The following is a 17,704-nucleotide window of genomic DNA, read 5'->3' on the forward strand; positions in this document are numbered from 1 at the left end:
AAAGCCTCATAGCTAATGAAAGAGAGTGAATTGGAAAATTCAACTATACCAAAATAACCTTATGCATCTTATTGCAAAATTATTTCATCTTGAGAATGTGAATGAAACCTGCAAGTTATAAGAAAATAATTATGAAAATCTGAATTGCATCAATGTTGGTAATCAAATTGCATAACTGAACTATCATGATTTTATTCAATGACTTTAACTTTTAGCGCAAGGATGACTTGCGGTTGTGAAGAGGGGAAACGTTATGCTAGCGAATAAAGTGTGCTTAGTGACGGGTGCTGCACAGGGAATTGGGCGATGTATTGCAGAAACCTTTGCAAAACACGACGCAAAGATGGTGTTAGTTTGCGATATGAATGCCAGCGCAATGCAGGATTTAACGGAAAGCTATTCCAACGTTCGCGCCGTTGAATTGAACGTGTGTGACCGAGCGGCTATTAGCCATTTGATTGCTCAGAGCAAAGATGAGTTTGGCACCATTGATGTGTTGGTAAATAACGCTGGGATCACCCGCGATAACCTAATCGATAAGATGACCGAAGAAGAGTGGGATATGGTGGCGGATGTGAACCTCAAGGGCGTGTTCAATATGACCCAAGCTATCGCGCCTTTGATGATGGAAAATGGTAGCGGCTCTATTATCACCATGTCTTCTGTGGTGGGGACTGATGGCAACATAGGTCAGAGTAATTACGCCGCAACTAAAGGTGGTGTGATTGCCATGACCAAAGGTTGGGCGAAAGAATTTTCACGCAAAGGGGCTCAAGTTCGCGCTAACTGTATTGCCCCAGGCTTTGTAGAAACACCAATGACAGTCGATTTACCTGAAAAAGTGCTAAGTTTCATGAAAGCAAAAACCCCGTTACAACGCATGGGTAAGCCGCAAGATATTGCTAACGGTGCGTTATTCTTAGCGAGTGAGCAATCTTCTTTTATTACAGGGCAGACATTAAAAATAGACGGTGGCTTGGTTATATAACCTAGTGTAAATAAATCGCAACTATTTTTGTTATAGCCAAATAAATATAAAAAAATCATTTAAGCCCTTATTTAAATATAAGGGCTTTTGTTTTTATCTATTATTTAACTATTAACGATATTGTTAATTAATTAGTTTTCAAAATTTGCGACAGCGATTCACATTTATACTCACCTTTAAGATCTTCATCACCACTACTGTTAATAAAAAGATATAACATGCGCATGAATGGTTAATGAGGTTAAAATAACTAGAGGTAATATCGTTACTGATTACTTAATAATTTAATATCTTACTGAAGCAATATTATTCGTACTTCTTTCTAAAGGAATATTCTTATAGGTCTTTAATTACCACGGACTTCGGGTTTTTTACGCCTGAAATATGAGGAAAGTTCAATGTCAATCGCGTTTTCTCGTCAACCATCAGCATTTAAGTTGATGTGCATAATTATTATGCCAGCCATGTTATCAATGTATGGACTGGTCGCTATTGTTACTGTATTTATGGTAAATGATTTAGGAATGTCAGAAAGTGATGCCTTTTTAATTAATGGTGCAGCTTCTGCTTTCTCTACAATTATTTATGCAATTGGTGGATATTTAGCCGATAAAGTGATCGGTGTTAAGCGGTCTTTGATTATTGGTAACCTAGGTATTGTTGTAACACTGCTCTTGTTAAGTTATGCCGCTTCAATCGGCAGTATACCGCTCGCTATGATAGGTATCGCGGGTGGTGGGGTAAGTCGAGCATTAGCCAATAACTGCCCGTCAAACTTGATCTCCAAAGCCTACAACAAAGATGACAATCGCATCGATAGTGCCTTCACCCTTTACTACATGATGATTAATATAGGCTCATGTGTGTCATTAATCATCACCCCCATTATCGCGCATAAATATAATTACGCTGCTGGATTTTCGATTGCCGCATTATGGAATGTCCTCACTATCGTAATTTATCTGGCTAAACGTAATTGGGTTAAAGAAATTGGTTCTCCTGCTGATTTTGAAAAAATTAACTTCCGTACTTACGGTTTGTTATTACTTGGATTAACCGCTTTGACGCTAGCAGGCAGCTGGTTAATTACCCACTACGAATTAATGCAAGTTCTACTTGTTATTGCTTTGGGTGTTGCATTTACTTTCTTTATTAATTACATGCGAAAAGAAAGCAAAGCTCAGCAGAAAAAGATGATTGTAAGCTTAGTTTTATTAGGTTTCTCAGTTATATTCTTTATCCTCTACAAACAAATGCCAACATCGCTAACCTTCTTTGCGATCCATAATACTCGTCATGAGTTCTTAGGCATTCCATTCGATCCTGTTTCAACGCAAGCATTGAACCCGTTCTGGATAATTATTCTTAGTCCATTACTTGCCATATTCTATGAAAAAACAAGTGCCAACGGTAAAGGCGCATCTTTACCATTAAAATTTGCGGTAGGGATGATTTTCTGTTCGCTGGCTTTCTTGTGCTTATCTTACGGTGCGTATTTCATGGCTGATGCGGAAGGTCGTGTTTCAGCATTCTGGCTGATTTTAACGCACTTATTCCAAGGTCTAGGTGAGCTCTTGATTAGTGCTTTGGGTATTTCGGTACTTGCGCAATTAGTCCCTAACCATATGATTGGTTTTACCTTAGGCTTTAGAACCCTGACCTTAGGTATCTCGGCTGTGATTGCAGCCAACCTTGCGGTGTACATTGCGGTACCTAAATCGGCAGGTGCGGTTGATTCTCTACAAACTTTACCTGTGTACGCAAGTTACTTCCTCAAAGTCGGTATTGGCGCTTTTGTGATGGCATTGCTAATGCTGTTTACAGCGAAAAAACTCGACAGCCTTATTCAAGACCGCGAGCAAGAAGAAGAAACCGTGGCGGAAACGGCGAATTAACACGCTCTGCTCCTTACCCTCAATTGTTAGGGTTACCACTGTTGAAAGCTCCTCATTGAGGAGCTTTCTTTTTGACGTATTGATGGTGATGAAAGTAAGTGATCGAAGCGACATATGTTGTCGTTACTATATGGTATGTTATTCTGTATTGGTTTTGAGGTAGTAACTTAGCAGTAACAATTGGTAATGAGTGATAGCGATATGTCCCTTCTTCAACAACAAGCTTTTGATCATGCGATTCTGTATTTATCATCGGGTGATGCGTTGTCGTGGTCAGTACAACAAAGAGATGATTTCATCGCGCAGTTGAAGTTGTACCAAGCGCCAGATGAATCAAAGTCTGTTTCATTGGCTTTGCTGCAAGCGACGCTCAAGCGCTTTAACCCTGAGATTGAATTTTCAGCCATGTTTGCTGCAGGTGAGCAGCCTTTGTGTGCGGATCGAGACGATCTTTCGCTGCTGTTATTTGCTGCTGTTGCGTTATATGAGGAGTAACCAGTGGATGAGCAAGAAGTAAGTTTCACTGCAATGTCGCATTATTTTGCGGCGTTAAGCGAAATAACAGAGACTCAAGCTCAGCGGGCAACCTCAGATGAGCAGAGTCAGTTAGCTGACTATTACAGCCAAGTTGGACAGAGTTTCCCTGTCGAAGGAGGGCTTGACCCAATATCGAATGATGAGTTTTGTTTTCACTACCAAGTGTATATGTCGCAAGTGGAGAAGCTCTATCAGCAAGATTACCAACAAGGTTGCGAGATCAACGTATGGGCTATCAGTGGGTTAAAAAGAGATGAGGTTAGAAATACTGCCGTTTTGAGCTGGTGGCTTGATGCTAAAGAATCCCATGGTTTGGGTGAGCGTCTATTGGCGCAGGTGATCAATGATCATTTGCCAGTGATAAATAGCGAGAACCTCTATCGTGAGCCATACACAGTCCGTGCTGAAAGTTTGCCGTTAGCAGAGCTACAAGATCGGATAGATATTGAAATCAGCTCTGCGCAACTTTTGATGTTCTGGGAGGTAAAGATTGATGCGCCAGAGGGCAAAAATCAATTATCCCGCTACGCCAAATTATTAGAAACCAAGCGACGTATGTTGTCACCTAATGGTTCGCATGCCTTGATATATCTCACTTGCAAGCAGTCAGCGAGTCAGGGGGATGATGAATCCAGTGGCGCTTATTGTTTGAGCTGGGCACAGCTAAGGCAGAGCTTTTTAACCGTGTGCCAAACATTACCCATTCACTCACAGTCTCAGCAGTTACTGAATCAGTATTGTCAGTTTATTAAGCGTTTTTGAGGGAAATAATGAAGTATAACCAACAACTTACTCAGCTCGTGATTTCAAATATTGAAAACCATGAAAGGGCAAAGCTGGTTTTAGATGAAGTTAACCAAGTTTTGCTGGCGCGTATTGCTAAAGAGGTGCAAGCCTCTTTGTCGACATTACCTCATACTCTTGATGAAGAGAGTCATTTTAAGTTTTACGATGAAGGGTATATCGATTTTGGCTTTGCGTCTTGGTTAGAGGAAGAGCAACGATTGGGATACTTTTCAATCGAAGCTTCAGAGACTGCGGACGAGGCTGATCACGAATGGCTGACGCATGTGTGTGGATTAGTCGATAGCAGTAATTGTTTGTTGCTGCGCTTTTATCCTCATTACCGAACCTTAGGTTTAAAAGCCGTGGTGTTCAAGTCGCGCTTTAAAGAGGCTTTTCTACATTCTCAGTTGCCCGAGCAGGGTTACAAGCTATCAGCAGATGGCTATGCGATTGAGTACCCGTTTAAGCTCAACCACCAAGATATTCTGCAAGGTTATCCGCACGATCTTGAACAGGCGATGGTGCCTGTGACCAATACAATGTTAGCCTTTGAGCATGCTTTGCCGGAGTTTGAAAAGGTGCTCGCGACATTGAAAGAAAAAGCTTAATCGCTGAAGAATAAAGAACAGAGACAAAAAGAGCGCTTCGGCGCTCTTTTTACTAGTAAAAACGTTAAACGCTTAGTGTTTAAAAGTTTTTGATTCGTCTTGGCTGGTCGCGGTGAGATCGCCGGCTGGGTTGATGAGGTGCGGCACGATCTTTGGAAGATTAAGCTCAATGTCTTGGTCTGAAACCGGATCAATGACTTCGTTGTACCAACCGAGTAAACCCATTACCGCGTAGCCGATAGCATCATCGTTATCGCGGTGCTCAAGGATAATTTGTAAAAAGCGAAGTATTGCCTTGTCGTTAGACTTAGCTTGCTGAAGGGTTTCTTGAAAAACTGCAGTGGATTCGGCCACTAATCCTTCGTACTCGGTTTCGATTGCTACTTTGAATGAGCCGCCATCAACAGAAATTTTCATAGTTATTGCCTTAGGTTCTTCGTCGACAAAAATAGTGTGTGCATTATGGCAGCGTCGCTTTGGTTGACGCTTTGATGTCACACCGACTAACGAACGATTGTACTCGATAGTTTGTTCACTTGATGGAAAAAACAGCACATCGTGTGCTTTTGTGAATATCTGTTTGTAAAACATCACTCTAGTCTATAAGGTGTATTTTTTATATATCTTTATGGTTGTGAGTTGGTATGCGATCTCTGTTCCTGCGAATGCGCTTTATCCATTGGGTTGGTGCGCTAGCGCTATTCATTAATGCGGCTTTCTTTACTGATGCGTTATTTTCCCAAGTGCTCCAATTTGTCATTGTGGCAGTGTTGATTGTTCACGATTTGGATGAAAAATACTGGGGGGTAGAATCGCTCAAGCAGGTTCAAAATTACATGCGCCGCTTTGAAGATAAAGATCTGTCGGTCGCCTGCGAGGTGGATAGTCGCTACAACAGTGAAATGGGCGCAGTGTTGAAAGTGATTAATGCCTTTCGCTCGAATGTGAATGAAGCATTGGTCGGTATTCAACGCCAAGCACGAGAGAGTGATGACGTTGCGGATTTGCTGACCACAAAAACGAACTCTATCTCTACCCGTATTCAAGCTCAGGATACCTTGGTTGAGAACGTGACTGCTCAGTTTCACTTGTTGGATCAAACCGCGACCGAGCTACAAGCAAAAGCCGAAGCGACTGAGCAACAGGTTATTAAAACCCAATCAGGGCTACAGCAATCCAATCAAGCGATGGGGAGCATGGTTGCGAGTATTGGCTCTTACATGGACAGCAATATCGAGCTAGATAACAAGTTTAAGTCGCTGCTTGAGCAAACCAAATCGATTGAAGGTGTGGTTTCTGTGATTGGTAACTTAGCCGATCAAACTAACTTGCTGGCGTTGAATGCGGCAATCGAAGCGGCGCGGGCGGGTGATCATGGACGTGGCTTTGCCGTCGTAGCAGATGAAGTTCGTCAATTAGCCATGTCGACCCAAGACAGCCTCGATAAGATTAATCAGATCATCGATGGCATTTTAACTGCAGTGCAAGATGCCGGTGAACAAATGAAGGCGCAATCAGATGCTTTGGCGACGTTGTCTGAGCATTCTCGTACTAGCCAAGATGAAGTCAGCAGTGCCAGTGATAATATCGAGGGGATTTTAGCGCTACTTGGGCAAGAAAACCCGCAGGGTAATGTGGATGTGAAATACATTAGTAAGCTGGTCAGTGAAGTCGCGAAAGAGATTGATGAGCTTAAACACCTATCGAGCTCAAATGCGCATGATTGCCATGAATTAGAACAGCAAGGGCAACGTTTAACTCAGGCAACAGAGCAAATTGTTGACCAGTTAAAAGCTTTTAAAACACAAGAGGTGAGTTGATTTTCGTCGCTAAGATCTTAGTGTTGGAGTTGAGATAAAAAGAAACGGCAGGGTAGTGATGACTCTGCCGTTTTTATTTGTGTTTTATCGTGTAGTTAGCGCTAGCTTAGAGATGACTGTTCGCAGAGGCGATTAAGGCGTTAAGCTTTTCACACTGTCACGTTCCATCAAGGTTGGTTCAAGTTGGATTACCTTGTTGGAATCGCTTTGTTTGTTGATTTTCTCAAGCAGCGTATCCACAGCTTGCTGACCAAGACGGTGCTTTGGTTGATGGATCGTGGTCAGTGATGGCGTGATATATTTTGCTAGCTTGATGTCGTCGTAACCCACAATAGATAAATCATCAGGTACGCTGATCCCTTGCTTGTGGGCTGTATTGATCACTCCCATCGCCATCATGTCATTACAAACGAATAATGCGGTTGGTAACTTTCCATTTTTATAAATGGCATTAAAAGCTTTTTCACCGCCTTCGCACTCAAAATTGCCCGAGGCAATCCAGTCTTTGTTAATCGTTAAGCCAGACTCTTCCATCGCTTGTACAAAGCCAGATAAACGTTGCTGGGCAGGAAGCTTATCAAGCGGCCCGGTTAAACAACCGATTTGCGTATGCCCTTTTTCGATCAAGTGCTTGGTGGCGAGGTAACCACCATGATGGGAATTATCTTGAATTTTATCGCTTGGAAAGTCGATTGGGCCCCAATCCATTACGACTGTCGGTACTGGCTGGTGGCGAGCGAATAAATCAAACGCGCTGGTTTCCACTTCGCTACACATGAGTAATAAACCATCGACACGCTTTTGTAGAAGCATATCAAGGTTTGAGCGCATGCGGTCGATGTCACCTTCGGTGTTACAGAGGATTAAGTTATAGCCTTGCTCGTAACAGCGGCGTTCAACACCTTTAACGACTTCACCAAAAAATGGGTTGGTGGAGGTCGTTACTAGCATGCCGAAAGTACGCGTGTGGTTTACTTTGAGACTGCGGGCGAGGGCTGAAGGTGCGTAGTTCAGCTCTTCAACGGCTGCACGCACACGCGAGGAAATATCTTCACTGACAAATCGTGTTTGATTAAGTACGTGGCTGACGGTTGAGGTTGATACGCCAGCATGTTTTGCAACATCTTTGATGGTTGCCATACGATGTCCCTGTATTGTCGCGCGCCCCGTGACAAGCACGGGGCGTATAGATCGATTAACTATGTTCTAGCAGGAAGTGTTTCACTTCTCGGCGGTGCGGGATTGAAGTTTGAGCACCGAAACGGGTAACAGAAATCGCAGCGGCTGCGTGAGCAAATTTAATCGCATCGTGCAGAGATTTACCTTCTTGAAGACCCGTTAGCAGGGCACCGTTAAAGGTATCACCTGCGGCAGTGGTATCTTTGGCATCAACTCGGAAACCTTCCACTTGTACGCCTTGGCCATTCTCACTCAACCATACCCCTTTGCTACCAAGGGTGATCATCACAACTGGGATGCCTTTTTGGTGAAGGGCATCGGCTGCTTGTTGTGCTGATTGAGTATCATCTACTTTAATGCCAGTAAGTAGTTCGGCTTCTGTCTCGTTTGGCGTAATAATATCAATAAGTTGCAATAAGTCATCACTTAATGCTTGAGCAGGTGCTGGGTTTAGCACCACTTTGGTATTGGCTTGCTTCGCAATACGTGCTGCTTGCTCGATAGTATCGATAGGTGTTTCAAGTTGCATCAATAGCGTATCAGCATCGCTGATCAAAGCATGGTGTGGTGCGATGCGCTCTGGGGTTAGGCAAGCATTCGCTTCTGCCGAAATACAAATGCTGTTTTCGCCTGTCGCAGCGACTTGGATCATCGCAATGCCCGTAGGGGTGTTTTCTTCAACCATTACTGCATCAATGTTGATGCCATCGTTGGCGAATGCTTGGCGAATATCAAGACCAAAGCTGTCGTCGCCCACCGAGGCGATGAAAGCGATGTCTGCGCCTAGACGCGCTGCCGCAACGGCTTGGTTCGCCCCTTTACCACCTGGGATCACAGTGTAACTATGTCCATGAAGTGTTTCGCCCGGGCGAGGGAAAGAGGCTACCTGAAGAACGTGATCGGCGTTAACACTACCAAGAACAACTAACTTATTCATATCGAGACCTTATTTCTACTGTGCTATTGCAAGTGCTTAATTTTTTTATGACTTGCGTTGTGGTCAAAATGCATGGGTTAACGGCGGCGTTAAACGATGAATTTTGATGTGATACTAACTTTAAGTTTTCTTTGCTAAATATAAAAGCTTCATTTATACATTGTCGTAATGACTTGAAGATGTTGAGAATGGAGAAGCACGACAAGTGCTTCTCCATCAAACTATGCGTTACTGCTTAGTTACAACTTTTAGGTCAACTGGGATGTACTCAGCCACTTTTTCACCTTTAAGTACTTTAACGGCAGTTTCTACACCTAGCGCACCGATTAGGTCTGGCTGTTGTGCGATTGTCGCGCCAAGGATGCCACGGTTAACCGCTGCAACACCGTCTTCCGTACCATCGAAGCCAACGATCAACACATCTTTACCTGATGCTTGAACAGCGCGAAGTGCACCGAGTGCCATTTCATCGTTCTGAGCGAAAACAGCTTGTACATTTGGGTTAGCTGCAAGCATGTTTTCCATTACGTTTAGACCTTTTGTACGGTCGAAATCAGCTGGTTGGCTTGCTAGTAGATCCATACCGCTGTTTTTCACTGCTTTCATGAAACCTTCGCCACGCTCACGTGCAGCAGATGTCCCTGCGATACCTTCAAGTTGGATAACGCGTGCTTTTTCGCCCACTTTTTCCATGATGAACTTACCTGCCATTTCACCACCTGCAACGTTGTCTGATGCAATGTGGCTAACTACTTCACCACGGCTTGCACCACGGTCAAGTGTTAGTACAGGGATGTTAGAGCGGTTTGCCATGCGGATGGCGTTAGACACAGCGTCAGAATCTGTTGGGTTGATCAGAATCGCTTTCACACCGCGAACAGTTAAGTCTTCGATGTTAGAAAGTTCTTTACTTGGATCGTTTTGAGAATCAAGAACAATCAGGTCATAACCTAGCTCTTTAGCTTTTGCTTCAGCACCTTCTTTCATGGTTACAAAGAAAGGGTTGTTTAGCGTAGAAACTACCATTGCCATAGTGTCTTGCGCTGCAGCTGTTGTGCTCATAGATGCTGACATAACTGCCGCAGAGATAAGGGTTGCTAACTTTTTCATTCTGTATTCCTTTTAGATTTCAGATCAGAGTCATTCGCTGCGAAATATCGGGGAACGCAGCATTGTTTCCGTTAAGGGTGGGGCTAAAAACTAGCCCCGAATTTAGGTGTTACTTGTTTTTGTTATCAACTAGTACCGCCAGAAGAATTACCACTGCTTTGGCAATCATTTGGTAGTAAGAAGACACGTCTAACAGGTTTAGTGCGTTGTTAAGGAAGCCAATAATAAGTGCACCAATCAGTGTACCCATGATGCGTCCTTTACCGCCGGCTAGGCTGGTGCCACCAAGCACTACCGCAGCAATTGCATCCAACTCGTATCCCATACCTGCAGTAGGTTGAGCCGATGAGAGACGAGAGGTTACGATGATGCCAGCCAGCGCTGCCAACAGGCCGCAGATTGCGTAGACGCCAATCTTGACGCGATCTACGTTGATGCCTGATAGGCGAGTTGCTGATTCGTTGCCACCTAGCGCGTAGATGTAACGACCAAAACGTGTGTGGTTAAGTAGGTACCAAATTGACGCGAAGACGATAACCATTAGCCAGATTGGCACAGGGATACCCATGGCGTAACCAGTACCGAACCATGCGAAAGTATCTGCAACATCAGTGAAGCCTGTAGAAATAGGACGACCGTCGGTGTAAACCATAGTCACGCCGCGCAGCAAGGTCATGGTTACTAAGGTTGCGATAAACGCCTGTACCTTACCTTTGGCAATCACGATGCCGCTGATCGCACCCAGTGCCGCACCTGCCAGTAGGGCAGTTGGAACCGCGATAATCACGGGAATTTCCATGCCGATCATAGTGGCAGCAAAGGCACCACAAAGAGCGAGTACCGAGCCGACGCTCAAATCGATACCGGCAGTTAAGATAACCAGCGTCATACCGACAGCGATAATGGCGTTGACAGATGTCTGACGTAAAATGTTAAGAATGTTATCAACGGTAAAGAAGTTCGGGTTCAGGAACGACACCACGATGATCAAGAAGATCAGAGCGATCAGTGATTTTTGTTCGATTAACCATTCTTTAGTAAATAGCTTGTTCGTAGAACCTGTGTTTGAATTTTGTTCTTTGCTCATAGCCTTGGTGCTCATGCTGCTACCTCGTTCACTTGCTTACCTACAGCGCAAGCTAGTAGTTTTTCTTGATCTGCTTCTTGGGCGCTGAATTCGCCGCTAATCTGGCCTTCGTGCATCACTAAAATGCGGTCACTCATGCCAAGTACTTCTGGCATTTCTGACGACACCAAAATGATGCTCATACCTTCAGCTTTAAATTGGTTGATCAGTTGGTAAATTTCTTTTTTCGCACCAACATCAACACCACGGGTTGGTTCATCCAAAATCAATACTTTTGGACGCGTCATCAAACCTTTAGCAATCGCGACTTTTTGCTGGTTACCACCAGAAAGGTTGCCGATGATTTGATCACGGGTTGGGGTTTTGATGTTGAAAAGGCGAATAAAGTCTTCAACTGCGGTCACTTCATCGTAGTGGTTCAGCTGAACACCTTTAGACAGTTGTTCGAGGGAACATAACGACATGTTCTCTTTTACCGATAAACCCAATACCAGACCATCGCCTTTACGGTCTTCAGAAATGTAGGCAATGCCATTTGCCAAACCATCTTGCGGACTGATTGGGTTAATTTGCTTGCCATCCAGTTTGATTTGACCTGATTCACTTGGCAGTGCACCGTAAATCACTTTCATCAACTCAGTGCGACCAGCACCCATCAGACCCGAAATACCTAAGATCTCGCCGCGATCAAGCGTGAAGCTCACATCTTTAACACCAGAGCCCGTTAGGTTTTTCACCTCAAGGCAAGTTGTGCCGTGTTTAACGTCAATGCGAGGGTATTGTTCATCAAGACGACGACCTACCATCATTTCAATCAAGCTGTCTTCATCGGTTTCAGCTACAGAGCGTTGACCAATGAACTTACCGTCACGAAGCACGGTAATGTCATCACAGATCTCAAAAATTTCTTTCAAACGGTGGGAGATGTAAACAATGCCGCAACCTTCATCACGCAGTTCATTGATCACTTTAAATAGTGACTCTGTTTCGGTGTCGGTCAGGGCGTCGGTAGGTTCATCCATGATGATGACTTGTGATTTGAATGATAACGCTTTGGCAATCTCTACCATTTGTTGTTCACCCAAACTCAGTTCACCCAATAATTGGCGTGAGCTGTGTTTTACATTAAGGCGTTTTAACAGCGCATCGGCTTCACGGTACATTTCAGACCATTTGATCCCACCAAAAGCATTGGTTTTCTCACGGCCAAGAAAAATGTTTTCTGCAATGGTCAGTTCAGGGATCAAGTTCAGTTCTTGGTGAATGATACTGATACCAGCTTCTTGGGAATGGCGAGGGCCATTGAAGTTCACGGTTTTGCTTTGGTAGCGGATTTCCCCGCTGTCCATCGCGTAAATACCCGTTAGTACCTTCATTAGAGTGGATTTACCCGCACCGTTTTCACCCATCAGCGCCATGACTTTGCCTGGGTATACATTCAAGCAAGCATGGTCGAGAGCTTTTACGCCGGGGAAGGCTTTTTCAATGCCTTGAAGTTCTAAAATTGGTTGAGTCATATCGGTTTCCTATGGCGTTAATCGCGGCTTAAAACACCACCCCGGATTGGAAAATGACATTGGCATAAGGTGTACATTCGCCAGTGCGAACGACAGCTTTGCTGTTTTGGGTATGCACTTTGAAAGCATCGTGCGGGACATAGTCGATGCGAATCGTTTTACCACAGGCTTGTTGTTCTTGCTCGATAAGGGTAATTAGTGCGGCGTGGTGTTCAGGGCTAACCGATTTAAACTCTTCCGCCATGATCACACCTTCAATCTGCATTTCACCGAGTACCGCTTTCACAGTTTCAATGAAACTTGGTACACCAGGGATAAGCGCTAAATCTATGCGTTGAGATTCATCAGGAATTGGTAAGCCAGCATCGCAAATAGTGATCTCATCAGTGTGCCCGAGTGTGGCAATCACATAAGAGAGCTCAGCATTGATGAGTGCGTTCTTTTTCATGGGTGCACCTTAGTTTTTAGTAGTGATGATGCTAATTGAGAATATCGCCCTAAAATCGACATTGGTGTTAAGTTTAGAGCATCGAAACGTTTACGCAAACGTTTCGATGGCTGAAATGTAGAGTTAAAAGTCGTATTTTGCACTTGGATTGATGACAAAATGTGACATTGATCGCTTTTGATGAGTGGTTAGTGATTAAAAAGCGAAGGGGCTCACACCGAAAAGGGGCGCTTAAAAATGAATAATATGCAGTAGTGTGATTATTTCTGCATTGTATAGTCGGTTTACGTATGCGAAGTAGGTAGGGATAACTAAACTAAGGCTAGATGACGATTTTTTGAACGGTCGATTAATGCTTCGTCGTTTCCATCGATTAGTATTAACTTATTGATATTTAGAATGAAGAGTGGCCGACATAATGTCAGGTTTATGTAAAGCTTTGCAAAAATTGCGGAATGTTTTTGATTCTTTGATCAAAATGAGATTATCATTCAGCTCCGAGAATGAATGATTGTTCATTAATTAAATTTAAGGTTGGTCGAAAGGCGTGTCGATTCTATCGCTGTCTGTCAATTCATGGTTGTTGGCACTCACGTTAGCCCCGTTATCTATGTTGGCGCTGGTCATTGGAATGAAGAAAAAAATTCAGTGGCTGACGGTGGGCTCTATGGTTGGTTTGGTATTGGCAACTTTGTTATTAGTGCTGTCCCAATACACAGATTATAAAAAGTTTGAGCAATGTATTATGCGTGGGGAAGGGTATAGCCCATTCTCAGGTTTGTGTATAAGGTCGGGGCAACGGGATTGATATTTGGTATCAAATCATCGCTTGCTCCATTTTTATTTTACTCCTCATTGATTTTTCTTCTTTCTGCTTATCTCTCTTCCTGCTTTATGTTTCATTTGTTTTATGGCTGCTTGTGACTAGAACACCCTCATTAAGAGTCAGAGATGTTATTTCATAGCATTTGAATGCGTATTTCTGCTGTTACTTTGGCATCAATATCACAATTTTTCGTGCAAAAATAACCCAAAAATAAGAGTTCGTTGCTTTTGATAATCAGGGCAAATGAGTCACTTTTGTCATTTATGCAATTTGGCATACACTAAATAGTTTCATATCTGTCATGTTTTTGACTTTTGTCACAATGGATGCTCATAAAGTAAACGGTACGTAGTACCCCAACATGCTAATGTGTAGCATATCAATATGAGTTTTATGCTGGCTAATTAGTACTTTGCGGAAGTTAATTTGTTATTTGGATAGACTAAGTAGCATTTGGTACTAGTGGCTAGGATATGTTGTAAGCCTAGAGGCATTAGTTGTTATATGTGCAGTGAATGTGAGTGTAAGAGTGTCGTTAAAGTTAGACGCAATTGGTGGGAAAAGCTGGTATGTAATGTGAAGTATCAGTGTACCGTGTGTAAGAAGATCATTCGACTGTGAATGATAAGCGGCGAGTGCGATGTAAAACCAAGAGGCTTTCATCGCAACACATAAGCATGACTCGCCAACGTTTTTTGCAAACATACCAAATTCTTCTTACTCAACCAGACCAAGAAAAAAATGCGCGTTTGCAGCCACTCAGTTTAGAGTCGCGATGATTACCTGACTAGAGTGGAAAAGTGCGTAAACCTGATCACCTTCTTCGAATTTGTCACTCGTAGGCTGTTGATCAGTTAGCAAGGAAGCACATAAGCAGTCATGCTCACTAATTTGCAATAAATATTCCGCGCTATGGACATGATGTTCGATAGTGTTGATGTTCCCCCTTATCGCATTGTCAAAAAGGGTAGGCTGAGGTTCACGAGCAAGTGACACAGCTGGCCCTTTTATTAATGCCACCACATCTTTCCCTACTTCTAAATTTAATCGCACTGTACTGCCATGGGTGATGGTCGCAGTCACTGTTGCTCCGCTGTTAAGTTGAATCTCGACAATATCGTGAAGTTCTTGGTTATTGATTTGGCGAATAGTGCCAAATAGCTGATTACGAGCACTGGTTTGGAGTGAGAACTTCGCCATTACGCCTAATAGGCTATGCAGTGGCGCTTGTTCATCATTTAATGCTTTTAGCCCCATGTCTTGGATTTGATCTAGCAGATCGTACATTTGTACTAATCGTTGCCCTGCAAGCGTAAGTTGCGCACCGCCACCGCCTTTGCCGCCTTTCTCACTATTGGTTACTGGCTGGCTCGCACGGTTGTTCATGTCTTTGATCGCATCGTGGGCAGCTTTATAACTAATGCCTGCGAGCTTGGCTGCTTGGGAAATAGAACCGGTTTCTGCAATGGCTTTTAATAAAGCAATGCGGCGAGGGTTAGCATACATTTTCCCAGTTTCAGACAGGGTGAGTTGTGCGTCAAAGTTCATCATAAATATGAATTAAATCAGTAAGGTTACGAGCTAGTGTATCCACTTATTGCGCTTTAGCCAAACTATCTCCCTGTAAAGTTTATGGTTAATAAAGAGAGAGTTCGTTTTTATGCGGTGCTGATTGTGGCTGAGAGCACAGTTAGTTATGTAAGCGATTCATCACGTTATGACATCACGTTTTTTATGATTTCATGGGCATAAACTTGATGCCACTATTGCTGGCAAACGTGGAGGAATACCATGACGATAGGAAAATACTTGAGATGGAAGGATGAAAACGGTAATGAATTTCGACCTGTTTCATTAACCGGCACCGAGTTGCTCAACGACCGCACCTTAAATAAAAGTACTGCCTTTAGCTATGAAGAACGTGAAGCGTTCAACTTAACCGGATTACTACCACCCAAAGTGCAGACGTTCGATGATCAGCTAAACCGCGTTTATGACGGTTTTCGCAATGCTTCAACGGATATTGAAAAGTATCTGTTCTTGCGTGCGCTGCAAGATCGTAACGAAACTTTGTTCTATGCCTTGATCTCTCGTCACGTCGAAGAGATGACCCCAATAATTTATACCCCAACCGTCGGTAAGGCGTGTCAGGAATTTAGCCACCGTTACCAAAAAGCGCGGGGGTTATACATCACTCAAGATAATGTCGAAAACATGGGGGAATTAGCACGTCATTTCCAAGGTAAAGACATTAAGATCATCGTGGTGACCGATAGCCAAGGGATTCTTGGGTTAGGCGACCAAGGTGTCGGCGGGATGGGTATTCCTATTGGTAAGCTTTCTTTATATACCTTAGGGGCGGGTATCCACCCTGCGCATTGTTTACCTATTGCCTTGGATGTGGGTACAGACAATCAAGACTTGCTTGATGATCCTATGTACCTTGGCGTACCGCGCAAGCGGATGCGTGGTGAAGAGTATAAGCAGTTTATCAATACGTTTGTTCAACAAGTAAAACGCCATTTCCCGAAAGCGGTGTTGCAATGGGAAGATTTCAGTAAGTCTAACGCGTTCGACAATTTATCGGCCTACGAAGAAGAGCTACCTTCATTTAACGATGATATTCAGGGTACAGGCTCTGTCGTGCTAGCTGGGATCTTAAGCGCGGTAAAAATCAAGCAAGAGACACTTGCTGATCAAACCTATGTTGTTTATGGCGCAGGGGCGGGTGGCGTTGGTGTGGCTGATCAAATCTACGCAGGTTTATTAAAAGAAGGGTGTTCGCATACAGCTGCGCGTGAAAAAATATTTGTACTCGATTCACAAGGTCTCGTGTTTGATGATCGTGATGGGCTGGATGAGTATAAAAAACGGTACGCGAAACCACGTAATATCGCTGAAGGTTGGAAAACTCAAGAATCAAATAAAGTAACGTTAAGCGAGTTAATTAACCATCACCCAGTAACAGTATTACTCGGCACAAGTGGCATTGGTGGGGCATTTAAAAAAGAACATGTTCAAAAAATGATGGAATACACGCCACGCCCAATGGTGTTTCCATTATCAAACCCAACTGCGAACTGTGAAGCCTTACCTGAAGATATTTACAACTGGAGTGACGGACAAGCGATAGTTGCAACAGGTAGCCCGTTTGCTGATGTTAATTACAACGGTGTGAATTATCGTATTGGGCAGGGGAATAATGTGTTTATTTTCCCTGGGGTAGGGTTAGCGGCAATTGTGGCGCAATCTCAGAAAATAACTATGGATATGTTCACCACAGCGTCTTACGCATTAGCAGAATGTGTATCGCCTCAAGATTTAGAAGTCGGTTGTATTTATCCAAGGATCAGTGAATTGAAAGCGGTATCACTTAAAGTGGCAACTTGTGTGTTGCAAAATTTGAAAGAAACCGACCCTAAATTACGTGATTTAGAGATAGAACAAGCACTCGCGCAAACCATGTGGGAGCCAGTTTACTTACCTTATCGTCGCGTATAATTAATCTCTTCAAGTGTTATTTAAAGAGCGGTGAGCATTCACCGTTCTTTTTATTCCTTAACTGGAATGTAAATCGTTAACTGCCTTCCACATGATTTTATCTATGCCATTAACATAGTTGATACCAGTCTCACGGCTCTCTATCACACTTTATTAATACCTATATCCGTATTTGTTTAGATATGGTTATGAAAAACGCATACGTTTGCGTCCTATTTGGCTGCCCCCTTCTTCCATTGCGTAGAAAAAAACACTGTACTTTAGGTTTATGACTCTAGGGTAAGTGTCTGTTTTTATATGTTTATTTTAAGTGATAAAAGTTCACTGCAAAAAGATGGGCTGCTTAGTTAGCATTGTTCTCGTTCGGTTCGTCATCACTTTGTACTGCCGCTATTGCTAGTTAATAAGGGCGTTTGATAGGTGAGTGATGTGACTTAATGACGTGTTAGAAGAAAGAGTATAGGA

At 43.4% G+C, this 17,704-nt stretch carries 15 protein-coding genes; 7 read left to right on the forward strand and 8 right to left on the reverse strand.

Going from position 1 to position 17,704, the window contains the following annotated elements; genetic code table 11:
- Nucleotides 1-253: 253 nt before the first annotated feature.
- The 5 genes from fabG to A3K86_RS19580 all read left to right on the forward strand — a co-directional run bounded on the left by fabG (nt 254) and on the right by A3K86_RS19580 (nt 4,814).
- On the forward strand, nt 254-988 hold the full coding sequence (fabG, locus tag A3K86_RS19560) for a 3-oxoacyl-ACP reductase FabG (protein WP_068335360.1): 735 nt from the start codon (nt 254-256) through the stop codon (nt 986-988).
- Between the two features lie 398 nt (nt 989-1,386).
- The gene (locus tag A3K86_RS19565) at nt 1,387-2,883 is read left to right on the forward strand and encodes an oligopeptide:H+ symporter (RefSeq protein WP_068335363.1); all 1,497 of its coding nucleotides are present in this window, start codon (nt 1,387-1,389) and stop codon (nt 2,881-2,883) included.
- A gap of 201 nt (nt 2,884-3,084) precedes the next feature.
- Nucleotides 3,085-3,378: a hypothetical protein gene (locus A3K86_RS19570; RefSeq protein WP_068335365.1), complete on the forward strand. Its 294-nt coding sequence runs from the start codon at nt 3,085-3,087 to the stop codon at nt 3,376-3,378.
- 3 nt (nt 3,379-3,381) lie between these two features.
- Nucleotides 3,382-4,182, forward strand: a complete 801-nt coding sequence (locus A3K86_RS19575) for a PD-(D/E)XK nuclease family protein (RefSeq protein ID WP_068335369.1) — start codon at nt 3,382-3,384, stop codon at nt 4,180-4,182.
- 8 nt (nt 4,183-4,190) lie between these two features.
- Entirely contained in the window at nt 4,191-4,814 is a 624-nt protein-coding gene (locus A3K86_RS19580) for a hypothetical protein (RefSeq protein ID WP_068335378.1), read from the forward strand.
- Nucleotides 4,815-4,886: 72 nt separating this feature from the next.
- On the opposite strand, the gene A3K86_RS19585 is transcribed toward A3K86_RS19580, so the two are convergent.
- Nucleotides 4,887-5,231 carry a hypothetical protein gene (locus A3K86_RS19585; protein WP_068337075.1) on the reverse strand — a complete coding sequence of 115 codons (345 nt, stop codon included), beginning with the start codon at nt 5,229-5,231 and terminating at the stop codon, nt 4,887-4,889.
- A gap of 227 nt (nt 5,232-5,458) precedes the next feature.
- Between A3K86_RS19585 and A3K86_RS19590 the strand changes: the two genes are divergently transcribed.
- Nucleotides 5,459-6,634, forward strand: coding sequence for a methyl-accepting chemotaxis protein (locus A3K86_RS19590; protein WP_068335386.1), 1,176 nt, complete (start codon nt 5,459-5,461; stop codon nt 6,632-6,634).
- Nucleotides 6,635-6,766: 132 nt separating this feature from the next.
- On the opposite strand, the gene A3K86_RS19595 is transcribed toward A3K86_RS19590, so the two are convergent.
- From A3K86_RS19595 to A3K86_RS19625, 7 genes are all read right to left on the reverse strand, one after another.
- On the reverse strand, nt 6,767-7,774 hold the full coding sequence (locus tag A3K86_RS19595; RefSeq protein WP_068335388.1) for a substrate-binding domain-containing protein: 1,008 nt from the start codon (nt 7,772-7,774) through the stop codon (nt 6,767-6,769).
- Between the two features lie 55 nt (nt 7,775-7,829).
- Nucleotides 7,830-8,750: a ribokinase gene (gene rbsK / locus A3K86_RS19600; protein WP_068335392.1), complete on the reverse strand. Its 921-nt coding sequence runs from the start codon at nt 8,748-8,750 to the stop codon at nt 7,830-7,832.
- A gap of 228 nt (nt 8,751-8,978) precedes the next feature.
- Nucleotides 8,979-9,860: a ribose ABC transporter substrate-binding protein RbsB gene (gene rbsB / locus A3K86_RS19605; RefSeq protein WP_068335395.1), complete on the reverse strand. Its 882-nt coding sequence runs from the start codon at nt 9,858-9,860 to the stop codon at nt 8,979-8,981.
- A 109-nt stretch (nt 9,861-9,969) separates the two neighbouring features.
- Nucleotides 9,970-10,962 carry a ribose ABC transporter permease gene (gene rbsC, locus A3K86_RS19610; RefSeq protein WP_068335397.1) on the reverse strand — a complete coding sequence of 331 codons (993 nt, stop codon included), beginning with the start codon at nt 10,960-10,962 and terminating at the stop codon, nt 9,970-9,972.
- On the reverse strand, nt 10,959-12,464 hold the full coding sequence (rbsA, locus tag A3K86_RS19615) for a ribose ABC transporter ATP-binding protein RbsA (protein ID WP_068335401.1): 1,506 nt from the start codon (nt 12,462-12,464) through the stop codon (nt 10,959-10,961). Before rbsA ends, rbsC begins: the two co-directional genes overlap by 4 nt.
- 28 nt (nt 12,465-12,492) lie before the next feature.
- On the reverse strand, nt 12,493-12,912 hold the full coding sequence (rbsD, locus tag A3K86_RS19620) for a D-ribose pyranase (RefSeq protein WP_068335403.1): 420 nt from the start codon (nt 12,910-12,912) through the stop codon (nt 12,493-12,495).
- Nucleotides 12,913-14,497: 1,585 nt separating this feature from the next.
- Nucleotides 14,498-15,289 (reverse strand): TOBE domain-containing protein, encoded by a 792-nt coding sequence (locus A3K86_RS19625; protein ID WP_068335405.1) that lies wholly within the window; start codon nt 15,287-15,289, stop codon nt 14,498-14,500.
- Between the two features lie 240 nt (nt 15,290-15,529).
- On the opposite strand from A3K86_RS19625, the gene A3K86_RS19630 reads away from it, so the two are divergent.
- Nucleotides 15,530-17,239, forward strand: a complete 1,710-nt coding sequence (locus A3K86_RS19630; protein WP_068335408.1) for an NAD-dependent malic enzyme — start codon at nt 15,530-15,532, stop codon at nt 17,237-17,239.
- Nucleotides 17,240-17,704: the final 465 nt, after the last annotated feature.

Source organism: Photobacterium jeanii (assembly GCF_001650345.1).
Taxonomy (GTDB): Bacteria; Pseudomonadota; Gammaproteobacteria; order Enterobacterales; family Vibrionaceae; genus Photobacterium; species Photobacterium jeanii.

Bases quoted from the DNA above. Each gene is read 5' to 3' on its own strand.
- fabG (WP_068335360.1), top strand. From the start codon at position 254: ATGCTAGCGAATAAAGTGTGCTTAGTGACGGGTGCTGCACAGGGAATT.
- A3K86_RS19565 (WP_068335363.1), top strand. From the start codon at position 1,387: ATGTCAATCGCGTTTTCTCGTCAACCATCAGCATTTAAGTTGATGTGC.
- A3K86_RS19570 (WP_068335365.1), top strand. From the start codon at position 3,085: ATGTCCCTTCTTCAACAACAAGCTTTTGATCATGCGATTCTGTATTTA.
- A3K86_RS19580 (WP_068335378.1), top strand. From the start codon at position 4,191: ATGAAGTATAACCAACAACTTACTCAGCTCGTGATTTCAAATATTGAA.
- A3K86_RS19585 (WP_068337075.1), bottom strand. From the start codon at position 5,231: ATGAAAATTTCTGTTGATGGCGGCTCATTCAAAGTAGCAATCGAAACC.
- A3K86_RS19590 (WP_068335386.1), top strand. From the start codon at position 5,459: ATGCGATCTCTGTTCCTGCGAATGCGCTTTATCCATTGGGTTGGTGCG.
- A3K86_RS19595 (WP_068335388.1), bottom strand. From the start codon at position 7,774: ATGGCAACCATCAAAGATGTTGCAAAACATGCTGGCGTATCAACCTCA.
- rbsK (WP_068335392.1), bottom strand. From the start codon at position 8,750: ATGAATAAGTTAGTTGTTCTTGGTAGTGTTAACGCCGATCACGTTCTT.
- rbsB (WP_068335395.1), bottom strand. From the start codon at position 9,860: ATGAAAAAGTTAGCAACCCTTATCTCTGCGGCAGTTATGTCAGCATCT.
- rbsC (WP_068335397.1), bottom strand. From the start codon at position 10,962: ATGAGCACCAAGGCTATGAGCAAAGAACAAAATTCAAACACAGGTTCT.
- rbsA (WP_068335401.1), bottom strand. From the start codon at position 12,464: ATGACTCAACCAATTTTAGAACTTCAAGGCATTGAAAAAGCCTTCCCC.
- rbsD (WP_068335403.1), bottom strand. From the start codon at position 12,912: ATGAAAAAGAACGCACTCATCAATGCTGAGCTCTCTTATGTGATTGCC.
- A3K86_RS19625 (WP_068335405.1), bottom strand. From the start codon at position 15,289: ATGATGAACTTTGACGCACAACTCACCCTGTCTGAAACTGGGAAAATG.
- A3K86_RS19630 (WP_068335408.1), top strand. From the start codon at position 15,530: ATGACGATAGGAAAATACTTGAGATGGAAGGATGAAAACGGTAATGAA.